Source organism: Paenibacillus sp. EKM10P, assembly GCF_011800655.1.
GTDB lineage: Bacteria > Bacillota > Bacilli > Paenibacillales > Paenibacillaceae > Paenibacillus > Paenibacillus polymyxa.
Genome location: NZ_JAALET010000001.1, coordinates 782,984 through 805,433, shown reverse-complemented (window position 1 = coordinate 805,433; position 22,450 = coordinate 782,984). Strand labels below are relative to the sequence as shown.

General features: G+C 48.3%; 21 protein-coding genes. 9 read left to right on the top strand and 12 right to left on the bottom strand.

The annotated features are described in order from the left end of the window. Positions 1–15: 15 nt before the first annotated feature. The 3 genes from pstA to HFE01_RS03655 all read right to left on the bottom strand — a co-directional run bounded on the left by pstA (position 16) and on the right by HFE01_RS03655 (position 2,873). Positions 16–912 carry a phosphate ABC transporter permease PstA gene (gene pstA, locus HFE01_RS03665; RefSeq protein ID WP_013309592.1) on the bottom strand — a complete coding sequence of 299 codons (897 nt, stop codon included), beginning with the start codon at positions 910–912 and terminating at the stop codon, positions 16–18. Continuing rightward, positions 912–1,844: a phosphate ABC transporter permease subunit PstC gene (gene pstC / locus HFE01_RS03660; protein WP_013370343.1), complete on the bottom strand. Its 933-nt coding sequence runs from the start codon at positions 1,842–1,844 to the stop codon at positions 912–914. Before pstC ends, pstA begins: the two co-directional genes overlap by 1 nt. Before the next feature lie 105 nt (positions 1,845–1,949). After that, positions 1,950–2,873, bottom strand: coding sequence for a phosphate ABC transporter substrate-binding protein (locus tag HFE01_RS03655; protein ID WP_016819622.1), 924 nt, complete (start codon positions 2,871–2,873; stop codon positions 1,950–1,952). A 206-nt stretch (positions 2,874–3,079) separates the two neighbouring features. Between HFE01_RS03655 and HFE01_RS03650 the strand changes: the two genes are divergently transcribed. After that, a complete protein-coding gene (locus HFE01_RS03650; RefSeq protein ID WP_167438182.1) occupies positions 3,080–3,967 on the top strand; it encodes a LysR family transcriptional regulator in 888 nt (295 codons plus the stop codon). A 95-nt stretch (positions 3,968–4,062) separates the two neighbouring features. Here the strand turns inward: HFE01_RS03650 and pyk are convergent, their stop codons facing one another. The 6 genes from pyk to HFE01_RS03620 all read right to left on the bottom strand — a co-directional run bounded on the left by pyk (position 4,063) and on the right by HFE01_RS03620 (position 12,278). Further along, positions 4,063–5,493 carry a pyruvate kinase gene (pyk, locus tag HFE01_RS03645; protein ID WP_013370340.1) on the bottom strand — a complete coding sequence of 477 codons (1,431 nt, stop codon included), beginning with the start codon at positions 5,491–5,493 and terminating at the stop codon, positions 4,063–4,065. Positions 5,494–5,618: 125 nt separating this feature from the next. Next, on the bottom strand, positions 5,619–6,602 hold the full coding sequence (locus HFE01_RS03640) for an acetyl-CoA carboxylase carboxyltransferase subunit alpha (protein ID WP_016819619.1): 984 nt from the start codon (positions 6,600–6,602) through the stop codon (positions 5,619–5,621). Beyond that, the gene (accD, locus tag HFE01_RS03635) at positions 6,603–7,496 is read right to left on the bottom strand and encodes an acetyl-CoA carboxylase, carboxyltransferase subunit beta (RefSeq protein ID WP_016819618.1); all 894 of its coding nucleotides are present in this window, start codon (positions 7,494–7,496) and stop codon (positions 6,603–6,605) included. 180 nt (positions 7,497–7,676) lie between these two features. Further along, the gene (locus HFE01_RS03630; protein WP_007429680.1) at positions 7,677–7,865 is read right to left on the bottom strand and encodes a hypothetical protein; all 189 of its coding nucleotides are present in this window, start codon (positions 7,863–7,865) and stop codon (positions 7,677–7,679) included. Between the two features lie 153 nt (positions 7,866–8,018). Beyond that, positions 8,019–8,516, bottom strand: coding sequence for a phosphatidylglycerophosphatase A family protein (locus HFE01_RS03625; protein ID WP_025364511.1), 498 nt, complete (start codon positions 8,514–8,516; stop codon positions 8,019–8,021). 168 nt (positions 8,517–8,684) lie between these two features. Next, entirely contained in the window at positions 8,685–12,278 is a 3,594-nt protein-coding gene (locus tag HFE01_RS03620) for a DNA polymerase III subunit alpha (protein WP_167438183.1), read from the bottom strand. A gap of 137 nt (positions 12,279–12,415) precedes the next feature. Between HFE01_RS03620 and HFE01_RS03615 the strand changes: the two genes are divergently transcribed. Continuing rightward, complete coding sequence (locus tag HFE01_RS03615) at positions 12,416–12,745, top strand: YtrH family sporulation protein (protein WP_013309582.1); 330 nt, start codon at positions 12,416–12,418, stop codon at positions 12,743–12,745. Between the two features lie 12 nt (positions 12,746–12,757). Continuing rightward, positions 12,758–13,255, top strand: coding sequence for a sporulation membrane protein YtrI (locus HFE01_RS03610; protein WP_016819615.1), 498 nt, complete (start codon positions 12,758–12,760; stop codon positions 13,253–13,255). A 44-nt stretch (positions 13,256–13,299) separates the two neighbouring features. On the opposite strand, the gene HFE01_RS03605 is transcribed toward HFE01_RS03610, so the two are convergent. From HFE01_RS03605 to HFE01_RS03595, 3 genes are all read right to left on the bottom strand, one after another. Next, positions 13,300–14,634, bottom strand: coding sequence for a DRTGG domain-containing protein (locus HFE01_RS03605; RefSeq protein ID WP_013370334.1), 1,335 nt, complete (start codon positions 14,632–14,634; stop codon positions 13,300–13,302). Positions 14,635–14,792: 158 nt separating this feature from the next. Next, entirely contained in the window at positions 14,793–15,077 is a 285-nt protein-coding gene (locus tag HFE01_RS03600; RefSeq protein WP_017425916.1) for a hypothetical protein, read from the bottom strand. 72 nt (positions 15,078–15,149) lie between these two features. Continuing rightward, entirely contained in the window at positions 15,150–15,494 is a 345-nt protein-coding gene (locus HFE01_RS03595; RefSeq protein ID WP_016819612.1) for a YlbF/YmcA family competence regulator, read from the bottom strand. Positions 15,495–15,656: 162 nt separating this feature from the next. Between HFE01_RS03595 and HFE01_RS03590 the strand changes: the two genes are divergently transcribed. Genes HFE01_RS03590 through HFE01_RS03565 form a run of 6 tightly spaced genes read left to right on the top strand, consistent with a single transcriptional unit; the run spans position 15,657 to position 22,414 of the window. Next, complete coding sequence (locus tag HFE01_RS03590) at positions 15,657–17,036, top strand: YheC/YheD family endospore coat-associated protein (protein ID WP_016819611.1); 1,380 nt, start codon at positions 15,657–15,659, stop codon at positions 17,034–17,036. Between the two features lie 43 nt (positions 17,037–17,079). Further along, on the top strand, positions 17,080–18,234 hold the full coding sequence (locus HFE01_RS03585; protein ID WP_016819610.1) for a YheC/YheD family endospore coat-associated protein: 1,155 nt from the start codon (positions 17,080–17,082) through the stop codon (positions 18,232–18,234). A 12-nt stretch (positions 18,235–18,246) separates the two neighbouring features. Next, positions 18,247–19,617, top strand: a complete 1,371-nt coding sequence (locus HFE01_RS03580) for a YheC/YheD family endospore coat-associated protein (protein ID WP_016819609.1) — start codon at positions 18,247–18,249, stop codon at positions 19,615–19,617. Further along, a complete protein-coding gene (locus HFE01_RS03575) occupies positions 19,614–20,720 on the top strand; it encodes a YheC/YheD family endospore coat-associated protein (protein WP_107734371.1) in 1,107 nt (368 codons plus the stop codon). The genes HFE01_RS03580 and HFE01_RS03575 overlap by 4 nt, the downstream gene beginning before the upstream one ends. An 18-nt stretch (positions 20,721–20,738) precedes the next feature. Next, the gene (locus tag HFE01_RS03570) at positions 20,739–21,254 is read left to right on the top strand and encodes a GNAT family protein (RefSeq protein WP_016819607.1); all 516 of its coding nucleotides are present in this window, start codon (positions 20,739–20,741) and stop codon (positions 21,252–21,254) included. Continuing rightward, on the top strand, positions 21,236–22,414 hold the full coding sequence (locus HFE01_RS03565) for a YheC/YheD family endospore coat-associated protein (RefSeq protein ID WP_019686837.1): 1,179 nt from the start codon (positions 21,236–21,238) through the stop codon (positions 22,412–22,414). Before HFE01_RS03570 ends, HFE01_RS03565 begins: the two co-directional genes overlap by 19 nt. Positions 22,415–22,450 lie beyond the last annotated feature (36 nt).

Below are 22,450 nucleotides of genomic sequence, written 5' to 3'. Positions count from 1 at the left end.
TTCTCCATCCCCTTTCTAATCCATTCGTTTGGCAGCTGTCAATCGACGGTAAACGACTCTTCCGAACCATCTTGCACTCAAGTTGAAGACCAGTACGAGCAGCACCAATACCGCAGAAGCGCCTGCGGCGATATCTTTGGAGTCAGGAGCAATGCCTTCACTGTTGACCTTCCAAATATGAACAGCCAATGTTTCAGCAGGTCGCATCGGATTAATAGGCGATCTGGCATGCAATGGATTCCAATCGGTAAAATCAAGCGGCGGCGTACTCATCCCTGCTGTAAACAGCAATGCGGCGGCTTCGCCGAAAATGCGGCCTGCGGCCAAGATGGTACCCGTAATCAAGCTTGGCAGCGCAGCTGGCAACAAAATGGAGGTAATGATTTTCCACTTGGACAATCCAAGCGCAAGTCCGGCTTCCTTTTGCTCCTTCGGTACAGCGCGGAAAGCCTGCTCCGTTGTGCGAACCATCAGCGGCAGATTAAATACGGCCAAAGCCAGAGCCCCTGACAAGAGGGAAAAGCCAAAATCAAACGTATTTACGATGAGTAATAGTCCAAACAATCCAATGACGATCGACGGGAACGAGGACAATACTTCAACGACAAGTCGTATGAAGTCCGTAATTTTCCCCGGCTTTGCATATTGCGCCATGTAAATGCCGGCGCCCCAGCCAATTGGAATGGTAATAATCAAAGTTAAGATTAGCAAAAATACAGAATTAAACAGTTGCGGACCAATGCCGCCACCTGCACGTAACGTTTGTGGAGCACTGGTTAGAAAATCAAAGGAAATATGGCTAACTCCGCGGGCCAAAATGAAGCCCAGTAATCCCACCAAAAGTGCAACAATGAACAAGGCGAAGAAACAGATTACAAATGTAGCGATCTTGTCGGTCGTTTTAGCTTTCATCAAACCCGGTTTCTCCTTTCAAGCAGCCTTACCAGCAGCACGAAAATGAACGTCATGAGCAGAAGAACAAGCGCCATACTCCAGAGTGCATTGTTATGAACAGAGCCCATCGCTGTGTTGCCCATGCTAAGTGTAATGACGCTGGTCAAGGTCGAAGCGGATTCCAGCAAGGAATGCGGTATGTGCGGAGCATTCCCGATAACCATCTGTACAGCCAATGCTTCTCCGAAGGCACGAGCCATCCCGAGAATAATTCCTGTTAAAAGAGCAGGCAGCAGCGTCGGGATAATAACACGGGCAATTGTCTGCCAGCGGGTAGCCCCCAATGCATAAGAGGATTCTCGCAGTCCCCCCGGCAGGGAAGACAACGCATCCGCCATAATACTCGTAATCGTCGGTAAAATCATAACCGACAACACAAGGCAACCTGCGAGAATACCGATGCCTTGTCCCCCGAACACGTTTCGCAGCAATGGGACGATTACGGTCAAGCCGACAAAGCCATAGACAACCGACGGAATGCCGGATAACAATTCAATGGCAGGCTGAAGGATACGTTTACCCGATTTCGGCACGATTTCCGTCATAAACAAAGCTGCGCACAAGCTAAGCGGACTGGCAATTAAGGCCGCTAGTATGGTTACGGCAAAAGAACCCGTAATGAACGGAAGCGCGCCGAAGGACTTGGGCTCGCCATCCGGGCTCCATTTGGTTCCAAAGAAAAATTCTCGCAGACTGACTCCATTCACCGCAAATGTAGCTACACCTTTGGAGGCAACAAAATATACGATGGAGACAATGACTGCAACTAAAAAAACGACACAAACCGACGTATAGATGCGGCCGGTCCATTCTTCCCAGTAATGTCTTTCTTTCATAACTCGGGATCGTTTATTCTGTTCCATGTATGCCTTCCCTTCAATTGGTTCCATACTGTAACTCCTTTAAGCGAAGAATAGAGGCCGGACGTTAGTCCGCCTCTTCTTCGTGAATATACTCGCGTTAGCTGCGTTCATCCGAACAGGAGATCGCTCTCCTTATTTCGTGATATTACCGTCAGCATCACGTTTCACTTGCATACCTGATACCGGGATGTATCCCAGGTCTACAACGTCTGCTTTTTGGATTTCATCAGACAGAATATAGTCCAGGAATGCTTTTACATGTTCTTTTGGCTCACCTTTAGTGTACATATGCTCATATGCCCACACTGGATATTTACCTTGTTCTACATTTTCAACGTTAGCTTCCACACCGTCGTACTTCAAAGCAGTAACTGTGTTGTCGATGTAGGACAGAGCCAGGTAACCAATCGCACCAGGTGTTTCAGCAATCAGCTTTTTCACAGTACCAGAGGAATCTTCCTGAATGGAGCCTGGCAGATCTTCTGTTTTTTGTCCCAGCGCGTATTTTTCAAAGGTTGCACGAGTACCGGAGCTACTTGGACGGTTCACGATCACGATTTTTTGATCTGCACCGCCAACTTCTTTCCAGTTCGTAATTTTACCTGTGAAGATTTGTACCAGTTGATCTTTTTTCAGGTCTGTTACGCCCACTTTAGGATTCGCTACCGCTGACATAGCTACAACAGCTACTTGGTGATCGACCAGCTCTTCTGCGCCGCTCTCCAGTTTTTCCTTTGCAAATACGTCAGAGTTACCGATATCCGCTTGTCCACCGGAAACTTGGGTCAAGCCAGTACCGCTACCGCCACCCTGCACTTGAACCGCAATGCCTTTATATTTATCGACAGCCATAAATTTTTGTCCCGCTTGCTCTACCAATGGTTGAAGTGCAGTGGAGCCAACAGCCAGAATGTTACCTGTCAGTTCAGCAGCTGCTTTATTGTCTGTTCCCGCAGCAGCGTCTCCTTGTGGTGCAGCATTGTTACCTGATCCGCAAGCTGCAAGTGCAAATACCATGGTGAGAGTCATCAGAATGAACGGCCATTTTTTCAACATTTTTTATTGTCCTCCCCTTAGTTAAGTGACGGTTTTTTATTTATGACCATCAACACTTTTACATTGTAGGCCTGGAATGTTAGACGAACGACTAGGTTTTGTAAAACAAATATAAAATATTGATAGATAAATTGTTTTTCGGTATATAATTAATCTATAGTGTAAATTCACGCATAAATATCAAGTAAGGAGAATTATTCGATTCCATGAATATTTTAAAATTGCGCATCTTGGTGCTGATCGACAAATTCCATAAAGCGACGGAGGTGGCCGAAACTTTGCAAATCAAACAGCCCACCGTCAGCTTTCATATGAAAAGTCTGGAAAAGGAAATGGGTGCGACTTTGTTCTCTCTTCAACAAGGCAGAATTATGTTAACCGAGGCTGGTAAAAAAATGTTGCCTTACGCAAAGCAGATTCTCTCTCTCGAGCAAGAAGCCAGACAAGCTGTAGATGAACTGACAGAACAATCACAGGGCCTCTTACATCTAGGCGCAGAGTCGATTTCAGGCATGTATCTTCTCCCGACTATCATGGCTGATTTTGCTCAACAATATCCAGAATGTCGTATTCAGTTAGAAATTCAATCTCCGGATGTAATCAAGCAGCTACTGAAAGACGGAGAAGTTGATTTTGCTTTTCTCGACGATGGAGAATCTCTTCTGGAGAATACTGTGGCAGAACCAGTGGCTTCAGATCAGGTGGGAATTATCCGCTCTGCATCGGCAGAGACATCCAAGTCACTGGACATCAATGGGGCCGATACGCTGGATAAACACATATGGGTAAAATATAGCGGGGCATCCGTTGTAGATTCCTATTCCTCGCTAGTTAAATCCCATCTGGAAATCAACTCTTGGGAAGCAGTAAAGCAAGTGGTTAGTGGCGGAGAAGCGCTTGCCTTCTTTCCTGCCTGCGGAGTTCGTAGCGAGGATCATACTATCCCCTCGGTGGAATGGCTTCCTTATCCCGAAACTGACAGCACAAAGAGCCATTATCAAATAAACATCGTGTATCAACAAGATACACATAAGAACATGATGCAACAGGCATTCCTTGATTTTATACGACGAGAAGGAATAAGAACTAGCTAACAAAAAAAGAGCATTCAGGTCTTATTGACCTGAATGCTCTTTTGCTTACTGTAACGAGTAGATGCCGTCCCAGTATTACTTCGTGGAGACTACAATTACGCTTGTGCTGGAACGCAGCTAATTTTGATCAGGTTCGTGGAACCGGAATCACCAAGAGGTACGCCCGCTGTAATCACAACCAAATCGCCCTCTTTAACGAGGCCAGATTTGCGACCACCTTCCAGCGCATTGTCAAACAAACTATCTGTTGTGTCGACGATTGGTCTGCCTTGTACTGCATGTACGCCCCAGATCAGAGCCAAACGGCGAACTGTTCTTTCCTGTGTTGTCACAGCGATAATCGGAGCTTCTGGACGGTATTTAGAGATCATACGCGCCGTTGTTCCGCTTTGTGTGGACGTCAGGATTGCTTTGGCATGCAGGTCAAGAGCAGAAATAGAAACGGATTGGCTGATTGCTTCTGTAATACTAATTTCTTGCGCCGTTCTTTGTTTTTTGAACAAATCGCGGTAGTTCAGAGAAGACTCAGCTTTTTCGGCAATACGTGACATGGTCAATACGGATTCTACCGGATATTTCCCAGCAGCTGTTTCGCCGGACAGCATAATTGCATCTGTTCCGTCAAAAATAGCATTGGCTACGTCACTTGCTTCCGCACGAGTCGGACGCGGGTTACGTTGCATGGAATCCAGCATTTGTGTTGCTGTAATAACAGGCTTGCCAGCTACATTACATTTGTTAATCATCAATTTTTGCGCCAGAGGCACTTCTTCAGCAGGAATTTCCACACCGAGGTCACCACGGGCAACCATCAGACCATCCGAAGCTTCCAAAATTTCATCCAGGTTGTCAACACCTTGCTGGTTTTCAATTTTGGAAATGATTTGAATGTGGCTTGCGTTGTGCTTCGCCAGCAATTCACGGATTTCCAGTACATCACTTGCTTTACGAACAAAAGAAGCTGCGATGAAATCAATGTCCTGCTCAATACCAAAAATGATATCATTAGCATCTTTCTCCGTAATACCAGGCAATGAGATAGCAACGCCTGGAACGTTAACGCCCTTCTTGCTTTTGATCGTTCCGCCATTGACAATGCGGCATTTGATTTCAGTGCCTGATACTTCAATAACGGTGAGTCCGATCAGACCATCGTCGATCAGAATGGTGGAGCCGGGCTCCACGTCCGAGGGAAGATCCTTGTACGTAATGGAGATACGATCTTGCGTACCGAGAATTTCTTCCGTTGTCAGCGTAATGAACTCGTCCTGAACAAGCTCAATAGGTTCAACTTCGAGCTTTCCTGTCCGGATTTCCGGCCCCTTCGTATCGAGCAAAATAGCAACATTTTTGTTAAGCTCCTTACAAGCTTGACGGATGTTTTTAATCCGGTTGCCATGCTCCTCGAAATCACCGTGAGAGAAATTCAGGCGGGCTACGTTCATACCAGCCATAATCAGTTTCTTCACATTTTCCAATGATTCACTGGAAGGACCGATGGTACATACAATCTTAGTTTTGCGCATTTGGGTTTTTCCTCCGTTTTCAAAGGTGCTACTCTTTATATCTTTTTCCAACAATTAAATCTACTACACTTTTTCCTATTTGTATAGGAAGTTCGTCATATTTATTGTTACCCGTTTCCAGCGTATTACAACATAGGTTCAGATTCCGAAGGTTTTAAGAAAGTATATTGTCCTATTTTCCGGAATTTTTGATACCTGTCTTCTCTCAATTCATCGCAGCTCATATTCGTAAGGTCTGCCAAATGACGTTCTAATAACTCCTTGATTGCGGCAGCAGTCACTTCATAGTTACGATGTGCGCCCCCTTTCGGCTCTGGCACGATATCCTCGATAATCTCCATGCGCAGGAGGTCATTAGCGGTGATCTTCATCGCTTCAGCTGCCTGATCTGCCTTAGAAGCATCTTTCCATAGAATCGAGGCTGCGCCGTTCGGAGAAATGGCCGAATAAATGGCGTGTTCCAGCATCAGCACACGGTTACCCACTGCAAACGCAAGCGCACCGCCGCTTCCACCCTCGCCGATGACCACACAAATAACAGGCACCGAAAGCTTTGCCATCTCCCGCAAATTGCGGGCAATCGCTTCCGATTGACCTCTCTCCTCTGCTGTATTACCCGGATAAGCGCCCTTCGTATCAATAAATGTAATAATAGGACGCTTAAATTTTTCAGCCTGCTGCATCAGCCGCAAGCCTTTACGGAATCCTTCCGGATGAGCACTACCAAAAAAGCGTGCAATGTTATCTTTCGTATCCTTACCACGTTGCTGACCAATGACGGTCACCGGAATACCATTTAGCTTGGCAATCCCGCCCACAACCGCCAGATCGTCTCCGAACAAGCGGTCGCCATGCAATTCAATAAAATCTGTAAACACCTGCTCGATCAAATCAAGGGACGTTGGTCTTTGATGATGACGAGCCAGATGCATCTTTTGCGATGCTGTAATGTTCGTGTATATTTCTTCTTCCATCTGGAGATAACGTTCTTCCAGACGGTTAATTTCATCTGTAAAATCAATTTGCTTGTCCTGTCCGAATTGCTTAAGTTCTTCGATCTTCTGTCGCATCTCGACCAGGGGCTTTTCATAAGGCAATTCGCCAGCCATTTATTCCTCCCCTTTCACACTGTGCAGATCAAGCAATTGCCCAAGGGTATCACGCAGTTCCTTGCGATGTACAACCATATCCAATTGTCCGTGCTGCAAATTAAATTCGGAAGTTTGGAAATCATCCGGCAGCTTCTGTCTGATCGTTTGCTCAATTACAATACGACCTGCAAAACCAAATACAGCACCTGGCTCTGCAATAATAATATCTCCAAGCATAGCAAAGCTGGCGGAGACTCCACCTGTAGTCGGATCAGTGATCACAGAAATATAGAGCAATCCCTGCTCGTCCAGACGAGCGAGAGCAGCGCTTGTTTTGGCCATCTGCATCAGACTCAGAATACTTTCCTGCATACGTGCCCCACCGGATGTGGAGAAGATGATAAGCGGCAAGCGCTTGTCAATCGCCTGCTCAATGGCACGCGTAATTTTCTCTCCTACGACCGAGCCCATACTGCCTGTAAAAAAGTCAAAGCTCATCACCGCTACGACAACAGGATGCCCATGAATAAGGCCGTCGCCCGTAACGACAGCCTCGCGCAGGCCAGATTTCAGGGTCTGTTGCTCCAACTTACTTGCATATCCCGGAAAGTCCAGCGGATCAACCGAAATCATATCGGCATCATATTCCGTAAACGTGTCTTCGTCGAGCACCATGCGAATGCGATCCATTGCATTCAAACGCATATGGTATCCGCACACCGGACACACTTTCAAATTTTTCTCCAACTCTTTGCTGTATTGAATACTTCCACACTTGCCACATTTGGTCATAAGACCTTCGGGAATTTCCCGTTTGGGACGATCCGGCATGTCCGCTTGATCGCCGCTCAGCGCCCGTTCCGAAGGGATGGTCGCGTATTTACGCTTCTTTTGGAATAAATCTTTAAACACAACTACACCTCTCCAGCCGTTTATTTGTCAGCCGTAACCGATACAAGGTCCTCTGCCGTCGATGCGGCACCTCTAAGCATTATGTTCATACACACGTCAACGCCTGTTAATACAACATTACCGCCGATCGTGCATCCTTTGTTCCATTCATGCTGCTGTATCACTTCCGCCGTTCCGGACTCAAGGGCGCAAAATCGAATTAAGCACTTCCTGTATTTCTTCGACTTCACCCGAAGGCACAAGTATCTCAAACTGTTGCTTGGATGCACTGATGGCCCGGGTCTGCACCATAAAACCTTCTTCAGACAGTTTGAGCTTAATCATGTCAGCCAGTCTGGCCGTCGGTGCAATATATATCACCGTCCACATGCCTTGTTTCTACCCCCTAAGCCTCAAGTTTTGAGCCCATATAATAGACTCATGATAACATACCTTACTTTTTTCCCGCAACAAAAGCCCTCCTGATCATTCAAGTTCCGTCGGAGGGCCTAGATAATCATTAATTCTGTTTATTCAGGCCAATTAAACATCCAATGATGCAGGATAATGCTTGGCATGAAGGCTCCGATGGGCAATACGCGAAGAAGCGGCGGCAGCCAATCCGGCGACAAGATCGTCTAAAAACACATGAATGCCACTGCCTTTTTGGTTCAGCTTATCGATAATTCCAATCTTTTCTTTATCCAGATAGCCAAAACTGGTCAAGCCAATCATGCCGTACACGCTCGTAATGCCAAGAGCCATTGTCTCGTCCACTCCATACAGCGGTTCGTCTGCCTCCATAATGGCTTGAAGTGGCTGGGGAAGAAGTTTTTTTTCGGCCAGCTCATCGAGTGCAATGCCAGTCAGCAGTGTATATTGTACCTCTCGCTTTTGCAAAACCGCTTTGACACTTTCTACACATTCTTCCATAGTCAAATGAGGATAATATTTTAGCTGAAGCTGAAAAACAATGTCCGCAATGGACTCGATCCGAATGCCTCTGCGATTTAACAAGGTTTCTGCATATTCATAGGACATAATTTCCCTCCCGCTTTCACCATGCAGTTCTAATTCTTCCACCGTGCGGGACCTAATGGTGCAGGACACGTGTTGAATCTCCTGTTCCGCCAGTTTTCCAAGTGTATGCGAAAGGGAAGGAAAATGTTCATTAAACCGTTACAATAAGGGCGGGTTGCTGTGTGTCTGTCATTTGACTTTCACGGTGCCTTCACCTAGCATCAACTCCATTCGATCAAAAAGCTGAGGAGAAGGCTTAATGCTGTAAGCATCACTCAACGCCAGCAGACGCTGGTTGCTCTCGTAAAAAAGTACGGTAGGCACAGCACCGGGATGCTCCTGTAGCAATGCCTTGAGGCTGACCAGCAAGCTGGCGTCCTCCTCGGCCTGGCGGGTGATTTTGACAAACACCCGCTGACGGGCGGACGCTTCCGAGCCGCGCGGGGAAGGCACCTGCTCACCGTGAGCCGCTTCGCCTCCGCGTTGTGAGGGGGCCGCTACGGGACGAGCCGCCTTCTGCTGCGGCGACGCTGATGGAGCGGCTGCTGCGGACGAACGTGCGCCGGTACGCCGGCGCTGAAGAAGCCTTGCCAACGCGTCTTCCGCCAGCGGGGCTGCCTCATCCGCAAGGAGCTTGAAGTGCTCGTCCTGCTGCTGCATCTTGGCACGTAGTGCAAGCAAGGCACCCTTTTCAATCCACTGCTGGCTTCGCTTCCATACCTCAGGAAACAGCACAACCTCACAGCGCTCAATCTGATCCTCCAGCTCAATGAAGGCCATGGCCTTTCCCTGCTTGGTCGTAATCGTCTTGAGTGACACCACCATGCCTGCGGTTACAATAACTGTTTCATCTGGCACTTCGCTCAGCTCCATCAGACGATCCGCTTGGCTGCTTTCCAGCAGCGACTCAAAATCATCTAGCGGATGCCCAGACAAATACAGTCCCAGCAGTTCGCGTTCCAGCTCTAATTGCTGGCTGGTACTAAATGGAGGTACATTGGGGTATTCAATATCCCAATTAGGCATTTCTACAAAGCCAAACATATCAATTTGCAAATCGTCACGTTCCTTGCGCCATTTGGCAGCTGCATCCACCGTTTCATCCAGCATGGCAAGCAACTGTGCCCGATGGCCTGTCAATGAATCAAATGCCCCTGCCTGAATGAGCGATTCAATCACTCTCTTATTACACATCCTCAAATCAACGCGTCGACAAAAATCGAGCAAGCTGTCGAAAGGGCGTTCCTTACGAACAGCAAGAATGCTTTCCATTGCTTGTGTGCCGACATTTTTAATGGCAGCCAGTCCAAAGCGGATATCACCCTGCTGTAATGGGGTAAACAGCACCCCACTCTCATTCACATCAGGCGGCAACACTGCGATATCCATACGACGGCATTCGACGACATATTCAGCCACTTTTCGATGACTTCCCATGACGGCCGTCAGCATGGAAGCCATGAATTGTACTGGATAATGGGCCTTAAGATAAGCCGTCTGGAATGCTAGCACACCATAAGCAGCTGCATGGGCACGCGGAAAACCGTAGTCAGCAAAACGGACGATCATATCGTAAACCCTGCCGGCTTCCTCCTCTGTGTACCCCTGTTTAATACTGCCTTCGACAAAATGACCACGCTCCAGATCCAGCACCTCGCGTTTTTTCTTAGACACCGCGCGGCGCAGCAGATCGGCCTCTCCTAAAGAAAAGCCAGCCATGCGCGATGCAATCTGCATGATTTGTTCCTGATACACAATAATACCGTACGTATCCTTTAAGATCGGTTCAAGATCAGGATGCGGATAAGAAACCTCAATCTGTCCGTGCTTAGCCTGTATAAAGTTAGGAATAAAACCCATCGGGCCCGGACGATACAAAGCCAGGACAGAAATGATATCCTCGAAAACACTCGGTTTCAAATCCTTGAGTACCCGGCGTATACCGGCCGACTCCAGCTGGAACACGCCCCCTGTATCCCCTTTGCCCAGCAAGTCATAGGTATGCGGGTCATCGTCGGGAACACGGCTAAAGTCAGGTGTTTCTCCATGCTGCTCCGCAACCCAGCGCATGCACCGTTCAATAATGGAGAGCGTACGCAGTCCAAGAAAATCCATTTTCAACAAACCAATGCGCTCCAGATTTTCCATTGAGTACTGCGTTAAAGGAACCCCTTCGCTCCCCTCTTGCAGCGGAACCGCATCGGTCAATGGAGTCCGCGAGATGACAACACCCGCCGCATGTGTCGAAGCATGGCGAGGCATTCCTTCTACTTTGATCGCCATATCCAGCAGTTCACGTGTCTTGGGCTTCGTTTCATACAGAGCCTTCAGCTCAGGGGTAATCTCCAGCGCATGCCGGATATTAATGCCGAGCTGCGCCGGGATCAACTTGGCCGCCTTGTCCACCTCGCCATACGGCACGTTCAATACACGGCCGACGTCACGGACTGCGGCTCTTGCCGCTAATGTCCCAAAGGTAATAATTTGCGCAACATGCTCATTTCCGTACTTCTGTACTACATAGTCGATAACCTCGTCACGGCGTTCATCGCTAAAATCAATATCTATATCTGGCATGCTGATCCGTTCAGGGTTCAGAAACCGTTCAAAGAGCAGATTGTATTTTATCGGATCGACATTCGTGATATTAAGCACATAGGCCACCAAACTACCGGCGGAGGAACCCCGTCCCGGACCGGTTGCAATCTTATGCTTATGAGCAAAAGCAATAAAATCCCATACAATCAAGAAATAATCGCTGAAGCCCATACTGTCAATCGTATTTAATTCGTAGTTTAGCCGCTGGTCCAGTCTTTCCCGCTCCTCCGGCTGCTCCCATACAGGATCGCCTCCGTAGCGACGCTCTAGCCCTTGCATGCACAGACTACGCAAATAGGACGAAGACGTCATGTCCTCTGGCAGCGGGCGATATTCAGGCAAAATCGATTGGCCGAATTCCAGCTCCAGCTCGCATTTTTCAGCAATACGCACCGTATTAGCGATGGCTTCTGCTACATGTGGAAATAAACGAGCCATGTCCTCCTGACTTTTCAGATACAACTGACGTGTTGGTATACGCAAGCGCTCCTCATCGTCAACTGTCTTCCCTGTCCCGATACAAATCAGAACGTCCTGGACATCAGCATCCGGCTCGGTTAAGTAATGCACGTCATTCGTCGCCACTAGCGGAATATCCAGTTCCTTCGCCAATGCGATCAATTGAGGATTTACGCGTTTTTGCTCCGACAGACCATGATCCTGAAGCTCCAGATAAAAATCTTCGCCAAAAATGCTACGGTATCGTTCGGCCGCACGTCGTGCTTCGGCTTCCCGACCATGCAGCAAATGCTGCGGCACTTCACCGCCCAAGCAAGCGCTCAAGCATATGATGCCTTCATGATGGGCAGCCAAAGCATCCATATCGATGCGCGGCTTATAGTGAAAACCCTCCAAATGGCCAATGGAGCACAACTTCATCAAATTTTGATAGCCTGTTTTATTTTTGGCGAGCAAAATTAAATGATATATGGGCTGATCCTTCCGGCTGCCACGCTCCTTGCGCGATCCTGCCGTCATATAAGCCTCACACCCGATAATCGGCTTAATGCCGTTCTCTACACATGCTCTATAAAAAGGAATGGCACCGTACATGACCCCATGATCTGTAAGAGCCAGCGCCTCCATTCCATAAGCTGATGCCTGTTTGACCAATTCCGCGGTACGAGCCGCGCCGTCCAGCAGGCTGTACTCGCTGTGAACATGCAAATGCACAAATGAACTCATGCGCTTCTCTTCCCTTCACCGCTTGATTTTCTTCAAACTATTTTATCATATCCACGTTAGTAGCGCCCATAGAATAAAAGTACAGACCCGGGCGGACAAGCGCGGTCCTGATTCGTATACCCAAGGAGGAAAAGAGCATGAGCACTTTTATATCCAAAGCGATTCTCGACTTCTTCATTGCCTTCGGCATCGTGCTCGGAGGAGCCATGCTCGGGGGAATGGGAGCTGTAGTATCGCTTCAGCCGCCTACCCAGACGATGCTGGAGGTTGCAGGAAGGATTAAAATATGGGCGCTTGCCGCCGCTGTGGGAGGAACGATGGACCCGATCCGGGTCATTGAGAGCAATATGTTGGATGGTAATTTGTCACCTGCCATTAAGCAGATATTGTATTTGATTTTCGCCTTTTTAGGCGCTCATATGGGTGCAGAGCTGGTCAAGTGGGTATGTGGCAACGGACGGCCGTGAGGTGAAACGACTATGAGAGTCCCTCCCTTTGAGCGCCTGCGCCCTTTTATGCAATTATCCTCCGTTTTTGTACTCGGTATGATTACGGGAGGATTGATCTACAATGCCATCTGGCATGCGAGCTTCAATCAGCTGTGGATGAACAACCAGGACCTTCAATTCCAGCTCCAGCAAGCTGAAGAGGACAACAAAACATTACGTAAATACAGCAAGCGCCAAACCGTCATCAAAGAAATCAAGCTGATTGCGGAGGAAGCCACGGCTGAAAAAATTGACTCTATTAATCTGAAAGAGCTTCTTCGCCGCGTCAGTCGTGATCTGGAGGTGCTGCGCGGCAGAGATATGTTTGAGATTGACTCTGACAGCAAGCTGGTACGTATGTTGCTGCACCAAAAAAAATACACCGTTCGTGACAAGGAGTATACAATCCAGGTCAAAACGATGCTTGTAATGGAAGGTGTGCTGCAAATCTGGCTGGAGGCCAAAGAAAGACTGCCTCAAAGCCACTAAGTCGATCTATTTAACTCCATCTTCTGCTCCAATCCAGAGGTGGATTAACCATGTTCAATGGATTGAAGCGTCATCACTGCCTTGCACACCAAATGATTTTCCCGAGAAATCGCAATTTCTAGCTTGCATGTGCGGCGACTCATCTCAAGCAGCAACGGACGAAGAACGACAGCATCCTCAATCTGTACTGGTCGAATAAAATAAGTCGTCAAATTATCCAGCACATAATCCTTGCCGCTCATATCTCTAGCTGCCCGGTAGCCCGCTTGTGTCATCACGTTGACCAGTACGCCTTCCGAGATCGTCCCTAAATTGGTAGCCATCTGTGGAATGATAAAACCGCGAAAAAATAATGATCCGTCCTCATTACGCTCCTCAGCAAAACCGTTCCAGATCAGCTGGTCAAACGTCTCGCCAAGTTGTGGCTGCTTTTGGGCGTTACGCAACGCCTCCAGCACCTCACGCCGTGTAACGGACCCGAGCAGCTTACGGTTGCGGTCCACGACCGGCAAGTAATCTACACCTTCCCATGCCATCATTTGAGCAGCAGAAGCCAGCGAGGTCTGGTAAGTGACCGTAATTGGGTTACGGATCATACATTTATCCATCGTATGCTCAGGTTGAAGTCCTTCCACATCTTTACGGCTGACGATACCAATTAAACGATTCCATTCATCCACTATGGCAAAATGATGATATCCCGTGGTCGCTGATAGCTCTTCAAATTCGGTCAGCGTGCTGTTGATTTTCAAGGTCAGCGTCTTCGGTTTGCTGGCCGCAATGTCTTCAATCAACATAATTTTCTTTTTGATCAAACGGTCAAATATCGCTCTATTAATCATAGAAGCCACGGTAAATGTATCATGACGCGAGGAAATAATCGGCAGACTGATCTGGTCTGCAAGCTGCTTAACCTCCCGACTCGTACCGAACCCCCCTGTAATCAGCACACCTGCTCCTTGCTCTAATGCAAGCGAATGCGCATCCTCTCGGTTACCTACGATCAGCAAACTGCCTGCGTCAATATAACGAGCCATGGCTTCCTCACGCATCGCCCCGATCACATACTTGTGCAGCGGCTTCTCGAGCCCCTCGCTTCCGCCCAGCACATGTCCCTCTACAATATTCACGACATCCGCAAAGGTTAGCTGCTCAGACAAGCCGCGTGGACGCTTCTCCACTCGTACTGTTCCGATCCGTTCCTTGGTAATGACAATTCCCAAATTCTCTGCTTCTTTCACAGCCCGATAAGCCGTGCCTTCGCTAACACTCATTTCTTTAGCCAACCTGCGTACAGAAATTTTGGAGCCTATTTTTAACTGCTCGATATGACGCAATAGCTGCTCATGCTTCGTAACTGTTTCATCTAGCCCGTCCAACTCTGTTACACCCCCAACGTTCAATCTGTATCATTCTGTATCTATTATACCACAAAACCCCTTTGTTTTAGACCCTTGTTATTAGGATATCTTTGCTTTGAAAATAACAAAAAAGCGGTCCCTTGTTACAAGAGACCGCTTCGTACTAGGAGAAACACTTACAGCATTTTGCCTTTGTCAGCTTTGTTATCCCATTTCATCTGCCACTGCTGCATTTTGGCCCGTCGCACACGCTCCAGCGTTTTACGCTTTTCCTCATCTACACCCAGCAAAAAATGCAGGTTCGCTCCGATGACAAGCAACGCAAAAAGTACCCATACCATCCCAAAGCCGTTGACCCAATTCAAACCACCTGCCAACGAGATGCGTGGTAATGCGACCAATACCATAGCCAATGCAATCAGTGTGTACAAACCGTGTTTCCATTTTTTAAATGAACCCAATCGTATCCCTTCCTCTCCCTGTGACTCTATGTATCTAGTCTATGAGAGGACAGGAAGGAATATGAGACAAACTTACAGAGACGAACCGTACAAATGTTGAAGACTGTCCGCAATAATCTTATTTACGTCCTCAATAATCACGCTCAAGCGACGTTCAGCGTCGAACAGACGACGGATGTTGAGGTTCAAGCTGAGTACCTCGAACATTTTTTCCATCTTTTCCATCTCTTCCTGTGCTGGCATATCGCCGCTCATCATCCGCTGTTGCACTTCCATTTGGCGTTCACGGAAATCGTCGAGCATTTTCTTGGCTTCTGGATCCGTTTCAATCAGCTTCATCGCTGATGTAATTTCCTCTACCTCTTTGCTTTCTTTCAATGCTTTTGCTAAATCATGGGCTTTGTCATAGATATTCATGATTGTTCATTCCTCCATTACAAGTTTTGTGTCAACATTTCACATTGTCCGTCAATCACCAAGGTATATATGTCCTCATATGATGAATCAGTGCTATTACAGCCCATTCACGTTTCCCGTTACTTTCAAGACATCAAGTTGCTGCCCGGAAGGAGATCCACGATGTCCATCAAAAAAACAACGATTCAAATCATCGGATCGGGCATCTTGCAGGATGACGTACTCATGGTCGGCGAGTCCCTGCTTCGCAAATGGAAAATATCCGCAGGCCACCCCGTTCAGCTCGCCTTCGGTTCGTTCCGCCAAGAGGTTACCGTCATATCGGTACCCCGATACAGCGGTCTACGCGTGGGAAGCGTACTGGCCCGAAAAATGGGGCTTCATGCCAGTCATGACAGTTGTAATCTGCGAGTAACCTACAGCCGAGGCCGCCGGACACTTCGAGTGGGCCCACTTATTAGCGTGCTGGTTAGTCGGGACTATCCCGAACAACCCGACAAGCCTTTCGGGTCGATCACCCTGTTCTGCCGTGAACTAGTCGGGGAATGCCGCAGACAAGGAGCATATGTGTATTTCTTCACCCCGGAGCATATCGGAAGTCAGCCCGGGCGAGTTCAGGGATGGGTGTATGACGGAGGCTGGAAAAAGACGGTCATGCCTGCCGGCGATGTCGTCAATAACCGGCTTACCTCCCGTAAACTCGAGAACAGAACTAGCGTACAGCATTTCATGAAAGAAGTAAAATCGCAGTACGGCACGGCCTTTTTTAATGAAAAGTTTTTGGATAAGAATGAAGTGTTTGATGCACTCAAATCGAATTCTTCCCTACGCAAGTATTTACCCGAGTCCCACTTGCTGCAAACCTTTGCCGTTTTCAAAAAAATGTGCACCCAGTATCCCTCTGTTTTTCTCAAACCCGTGCGCGGAAGCCTTGGTAAAGGCATTATGCGCATTAACAAGCAAACCGATGGTACCTTTTCTGTGCTATCCACAACAGCGGGCACACCCCGAAAGCAAACGTACGCCAACGTCGATAAACTGTACAAAAGCTTAGCGGGAAAAATGAAATCGACACGCTTTCAGCTGCAACAGGGCCTTACCTTGATTGATCACGGTAAACGTCCGGTCGATTTTCGCGCGCTTGTACAAAAAAATGCGTCTGGAACCTGGACCGTAACATCCATTGTCGCTCGGATCGCCGGAGGCAGCCACTTTGTATCCAATCTGGCAAGAGGCGGTACGCTCAGTACAGTCAAGGAAGCACTGGCCAAAACCACGCTGCCCGCAACTGTTAAATCGAATGGTCTTACCTCTCTCAAAACAGCAGCACTGGATATCGCAAGCGGAGTAGAAAAGGCAATTCCCGCCCATTTCGCGGAATTTGGTATTGATTTGGCGATTGACAGCACGGGGCGTATCTGGTTGCTGGAGGTCAATTCCAAACCATCAAAAAATGACAATACGCCGTTAAATGATCAGAAAACCCGCCCGTCCGTAAAAAAAATGATTGAATACTGCTGTTATTCAGCCGGATTCAAATGAATCCATCTCTTCCTGAGTCCGGCTGCCAAAGGAGCTGTTGTCGGTGTCTCTTGTTATGCCAGGCATGCTGGGCGTGCTTGTTAGCCGAAAGCAGGACGCTACTCCCCCTATTACCGAAGCCGATTTCTGTCGCAGGCTAAGCTTGTTGGGCAAGCGCTCTGGTATTAGCGTAATGGCGTTTACCGCCGAAGGAGTTTCACCTGAAGATCATTCCATACGGGGTTATGTTTATCGTGCTGGAGTATGGACATTTGGCCGCTTTCCCTTGCCGGATATTGTTTATAACCGCTGTCTCCATATCCATGAGAGCCAGAATGTCAAGCGCACACTGGGAGACATAGCGGAGCAAAAGTCGCGCAAGCTTATCTACTGGTCGCGTAACTTGCCTGGCAAATGGCAGGTGTATCGCGCTCTGCATACGGTAGATAAAGTACGGCCCTTTGTACCGCCTACGGCCCCATACCGGGATACGACCCAGCTTGTGGAGTGGCTGCAACGCCATTCGGAGCTATTTATGAAACCACAGTCCGGAACACATGGCAAGGGCACGCTGTATCTCCGGCTGGCGGAAGGAGGTCAGGGACTGTACGTACAAGGCAGGAACTCCCAAAACCGCCCGTTCCGTCGCTTGTTTACTGAATTGGATGCAGGATTGTCATGGATTGACGGTATTGCACACAAACGCGCCTATATCGTGCAGCCTTATTTGAAATTAACAAGCCAAAGCAATCATCCCTTTGATGTTCGCGCGCTCATGCAAAAGGACGGCAACGGCTGTTGGCGCCTGACGGGCTTTGCCGTGAGGGAAGGCAGAAAAGGAACTCTGACTTCCAATCTGCACGGTGGGGGCGAAGCCCATCCGGCAGAGCCTTACCTTCGTGAACAATTTGGTGTGGACAGCACACGTCTCATCATCGGACAGATGATAGAGCTGTCCTTGACCATTGCCGGGGCGTTGGAGGAACGCTATGGCCGCCTTGGCGAGTTGGGAATTGATTATGGTATTGACCGGAGCGGGAATATCTGGCTGTTGGAGGTTAATTCCCGCCCTGGCCGAGCCTCCTTTTTTCAGACTCGTCAGCCAGAGTGCGCTTTTCGGTCGGTCAACCGCCCGCTCGAATATGCTCGATATTTAATGACCCATTCCAAAGCGACAGGGCCAAAGGGCGCGGGCGCCTCCCTTGAACATACGGTATAGGAGGATAAACAGATGAGTTTAACGCATTGCAATGTGCATTTCTCACAGCAGCCCGACAAGGTGGCGTATATATCCACTGCCTTGTTGAAAAGCCTTAAGTTATCTGGAGCCAAGTCCATTCGTCTGCGACTTGGCAAGGATCAGATTCCCGCAACAGTAAAACCCATTCAGAAGGCGGGACGTCATCTATACTTGACCTCCGGCTTGCGCAACGCAATCCGTGTTCCCAAAAGCGGGTCTATTTATTTGCGGAATCTGGACGGAGATGTTCAGCTTGGACCGTTGATTGGAGTATTGTCTGATGCCACTAACTCCACCACCCGCCCTTTCGGATCACGCACAGGCTTTATTAAGCAACTTTTGAAGGAAGGCAGCAAAAAATCTTATATTTTTGCCTTCACCCCACGGGATATCAACTGGCAAAATGATACGATTAACGGCTATTTTCTGTCATCCAGCGGGGAGTTTACACGTAAACTCGTACCTCTGCCGGACGTAATTTATAATCGTTTGCCGAGCCGCCGCTCAGATTTTTCCCCAGCGATTAATCAACTACGCGAACGCTTTTCCCGCAAACGAATTCCTTTCTTTAACTGGAGCTTTTTCAATAAATCCGATATCTATCATCTGCTGGAAAATAATCCAGAGGTTAACCGTTATGTCCCTGAATCCTATATGAATCCCAGCTCTGAACGTATCCGAGGTATGCTGGAGCGGCATCAATTTGCTTATTATAAGCCAAGTAGCGGCAGTCTGGGCAAAGGAATCTATCGTCTGTCCTATGTCCCCAAACAAGGATACTATGTGAGGTATCGGAAGAAAAATAGCAATGTACTGCTGCGGTTTACCACTTTTAACTCCATGCTGCGGATGCTTCACTCCAATAAGGGACAGACGCTAAAAGGCTACGTCATTCAGCAGGGCATTCAACTAATCGAGATTGATAATTGCCCGATTGATTTCCGGTTTCATATGCACAAAGACGGCAATAACCAATGGGTCGTCGTTGGCATTGGAGCCAAAAAAGCCGGACGTGGCAGTGTCACGACTCATATCAAAAACGGCGGTTCCCTGATGACACCCGAGCAAGCGCTCGGTCGGGTATTCGGAGACCGAGCGGGTGAAGTGCTTCAACGTGCCAAGAATGTAGCAGTTACGCTAGCAGAAGCCATTGAATATCACCACCAGCATCTACTGGGTGAAATCGGATTCGACCTGGGAATTGATCAGGATGAAAAGGTATGGATGTTTGAAGCCAATTCTAAGCCAGGTCGATCCATTTTTCAGCATCCATCGTTGCGTGCGGAGGGTAAAGCATCCGTGGAGCATATTTTGGACCACTGTCTTTACCTCAGTAAATTCCGCAGAAAAGAGGAACTATGAATACCCGGGCGGAGCAAAAACCAGTTGTTGCTGTATTGACAGTGCACGACGATGAACAATTTTTCAAAGGAAATCAGCGAAACTTCAGGGATATTCTAGAAACGGGAACGCGCATGGGGTATCAGGTGTACATTGTTACTGTCAGGGACTTGAAGCTGGCAGATGAAACAGTGAAGGGCTACATCTACAACAAAAACTCACAAATATGGGAGGAACAAGATTTCCCATCTCCACAGGTCATTTATAATCGTATCCCCAACCGTAATTATGAACTTAAAACTTCTGTGCGCGCAAAGCTGGATGAAATTTCACATGCCTCAGGCGTTGAGCTGTACAATCCGGGCTTTTTTAACAAATGGGAACTGTTCAAATGGCTCCGTACCTCGGAATCCACTCGTCAGCTTGTTCCAATTACCAAACGGTTGAGCAACCTGTCTTCCTTAGGAAAAATGCTGTCTGCATATCCATACCTGTATCTCAAACCGGAAAACGGTAAAGCCGGAAAGGGAATTATGATTCTCAGATTCAACCCTGAGCATCTGATGGCATACAGGTTGACCATTCAACATGACAAAAAAAGCATAACCTACCGATCTGTATCCTTGTCTCGGTTATGGGGACGTATTCGCCGAGAAACAGGCAACTCGCCTTATATCATTCAGCAGGGTATCGATCTGGCAACCTATCAGAAAAAGCCCTTCGATTTGCGGCTTCTGGTGCAAAAAAATGCCCGTGGCGCATGGAGCATTACCGGAGTAGGCGCCAGACTAGCGGGTAAGGGAAGTATTACAACACATGTTCCGCGTGGGGGAAGTGTGGAGGATCCGTTCAAGCTGCTATCCTCAATCTTTGGATCTGAGGACAGCACAGATTTGCTGGATAAGGTTAAAAGTACGGCCATTCAGATTGCACGTCAAATTGAACGCGCATCCGGTCTTTCTCACGGTGAAATGTCTATGGATTTGGGCGTAGACACACTCGGGACCCTCTGGTTTTTTGAAGCCAATGCCAAACCGATGAAATTCGACGAGCCCGAAATCCGTCAAAAATCACTTAGACGTATATTTCAATACAGCTCCTTTTTGGCCGAACGAATGAAATAATCTCAAGGAAGTGGAATCATGCCGCAAATTAGCGATGTTCAACATTTGCCTGCCCGGAGTTGGGTACTAAGACGACGACAGTTGCTGTTTCTGGCTCGCAGTTCGGGCGGCATGCGCATTACTCGCAATGCTCTGCGGCAGTTGGCTGTTTTAACGCCGGAGCAATTGAACACCCCTGGCTCCTCCCTCCTGTGCGCATATGTGCGCACGGAGAAGGGGCTACGGATTGCGGGATTTTCCCTCGCTCTGAATTATGGGAAAGATGCTTGCATCGTGATTGTTCGTCCGCTTTACCGGGGCCGCAGACTGGGCGCTAGACTGCTGTCCGCCCAGCTCCAACAGCTGCGCCGTCTGACGTGCAGCGTAGCCACCGACAATATGGCCAGTCTCAAAACCTGTTTCGGCGCTGGACTTATTGCGCATGAAATGACGACTGGACCGACGGGAAAGCCCACGCTGATATTTTGTGGGGAGTTGTCCGAAGATGAGCAGACGGCAGAGGAAGGTGGAATGCTGTGCCAAAACCTGTCCTAGGCATCATGACTTTGTATTTGAACAGTAAGAAGCAACTGGAAGAACGTGACATATATGAACGCATGATCGCAGAAGGCAAAAGGCTGGGGCTGGATATGTATGTATTCACTCCTGCGGATGTCCATAAGGATCGCAGACTGCTTCTTGCCCAAATTTATGATCCACATAGCGGTAAATGGACTCGAAAATGGCGGGAATTTCCGGATATGATTTTCGACCGCTGCCGAGTGCAGCGCAGTGAGCGGTATCGTCAATTAAAGAAATTCCGATTGCAGTATACAGACCTTGTTTATTTAAACCGACCGCTGAGCAATAAATGGGCCATTCATCAGCAGCTTGCGAGAAAGGCTGCCTTTCGCCCCCATCTGCCTGCAACAGAGCCGTTCGATGGATTTCATAGTGTAAAGCGAATGCTCAAACAGAATTCACTAGTATACCTCAAGCCAATTAACGGCACAGGAGGCCGCGGCATTTTACGCATTGAGCCTGTTAACAAGCAGAGTGGCCTGTATCTGATTGAGGGACGCAATCGCAAGCGCCATATTATTCCCCAGCAACGGGTACGTCTGGATCGTCTGGAGCCGCGTCTGAGCAGCTGGAACATGGATAACTATATTGTTCAGGAAGGCATTCCTGTGCAGTTGCCGAATGGCAGGGTCCATGATTACCGTATGCTGGTACAGAAAAATAGCCAGGGAGTATGGGAGCTAACGGGATGTGCCGGGCGCATCGGGGCACATCGGAGTGTCACTTCCAACCTGCATGGCGGAGGCAAGGCAGTACCGATGAAGCAATTGCTGACGCAATGGATTCGTGATGAAGGCCACAGAGAGAAAATCATCAAGCAAGGGGAAAAGCTCGGACTGGACATTGCTGCATATCTGGAAGAAAGCTATGGGGCATTATGTGAGCTTGCGCTCGATTTGGCAATTAATAAGGACGGTCATATCTACGTGCTTGAGGTCAACCCGAAGCCGGCTCGCGAGGTATTTTCACGCATTGGCGAAAAAGAAACCTATCGTCGTGCCATCACCAAACCTATGGAATATGCCCTATGGGTCTACCACACTCAGATTAATCCGAAGCCGCAGACGGAACAAAAAGCAGAAGAACAAACAGAAGATAAGACAGAAAGTAAAGCAAAGGAAGGCTCCGCCTAAGTGGCTGCCTTCCTTTGTTTTGTTATCTGCTTAACA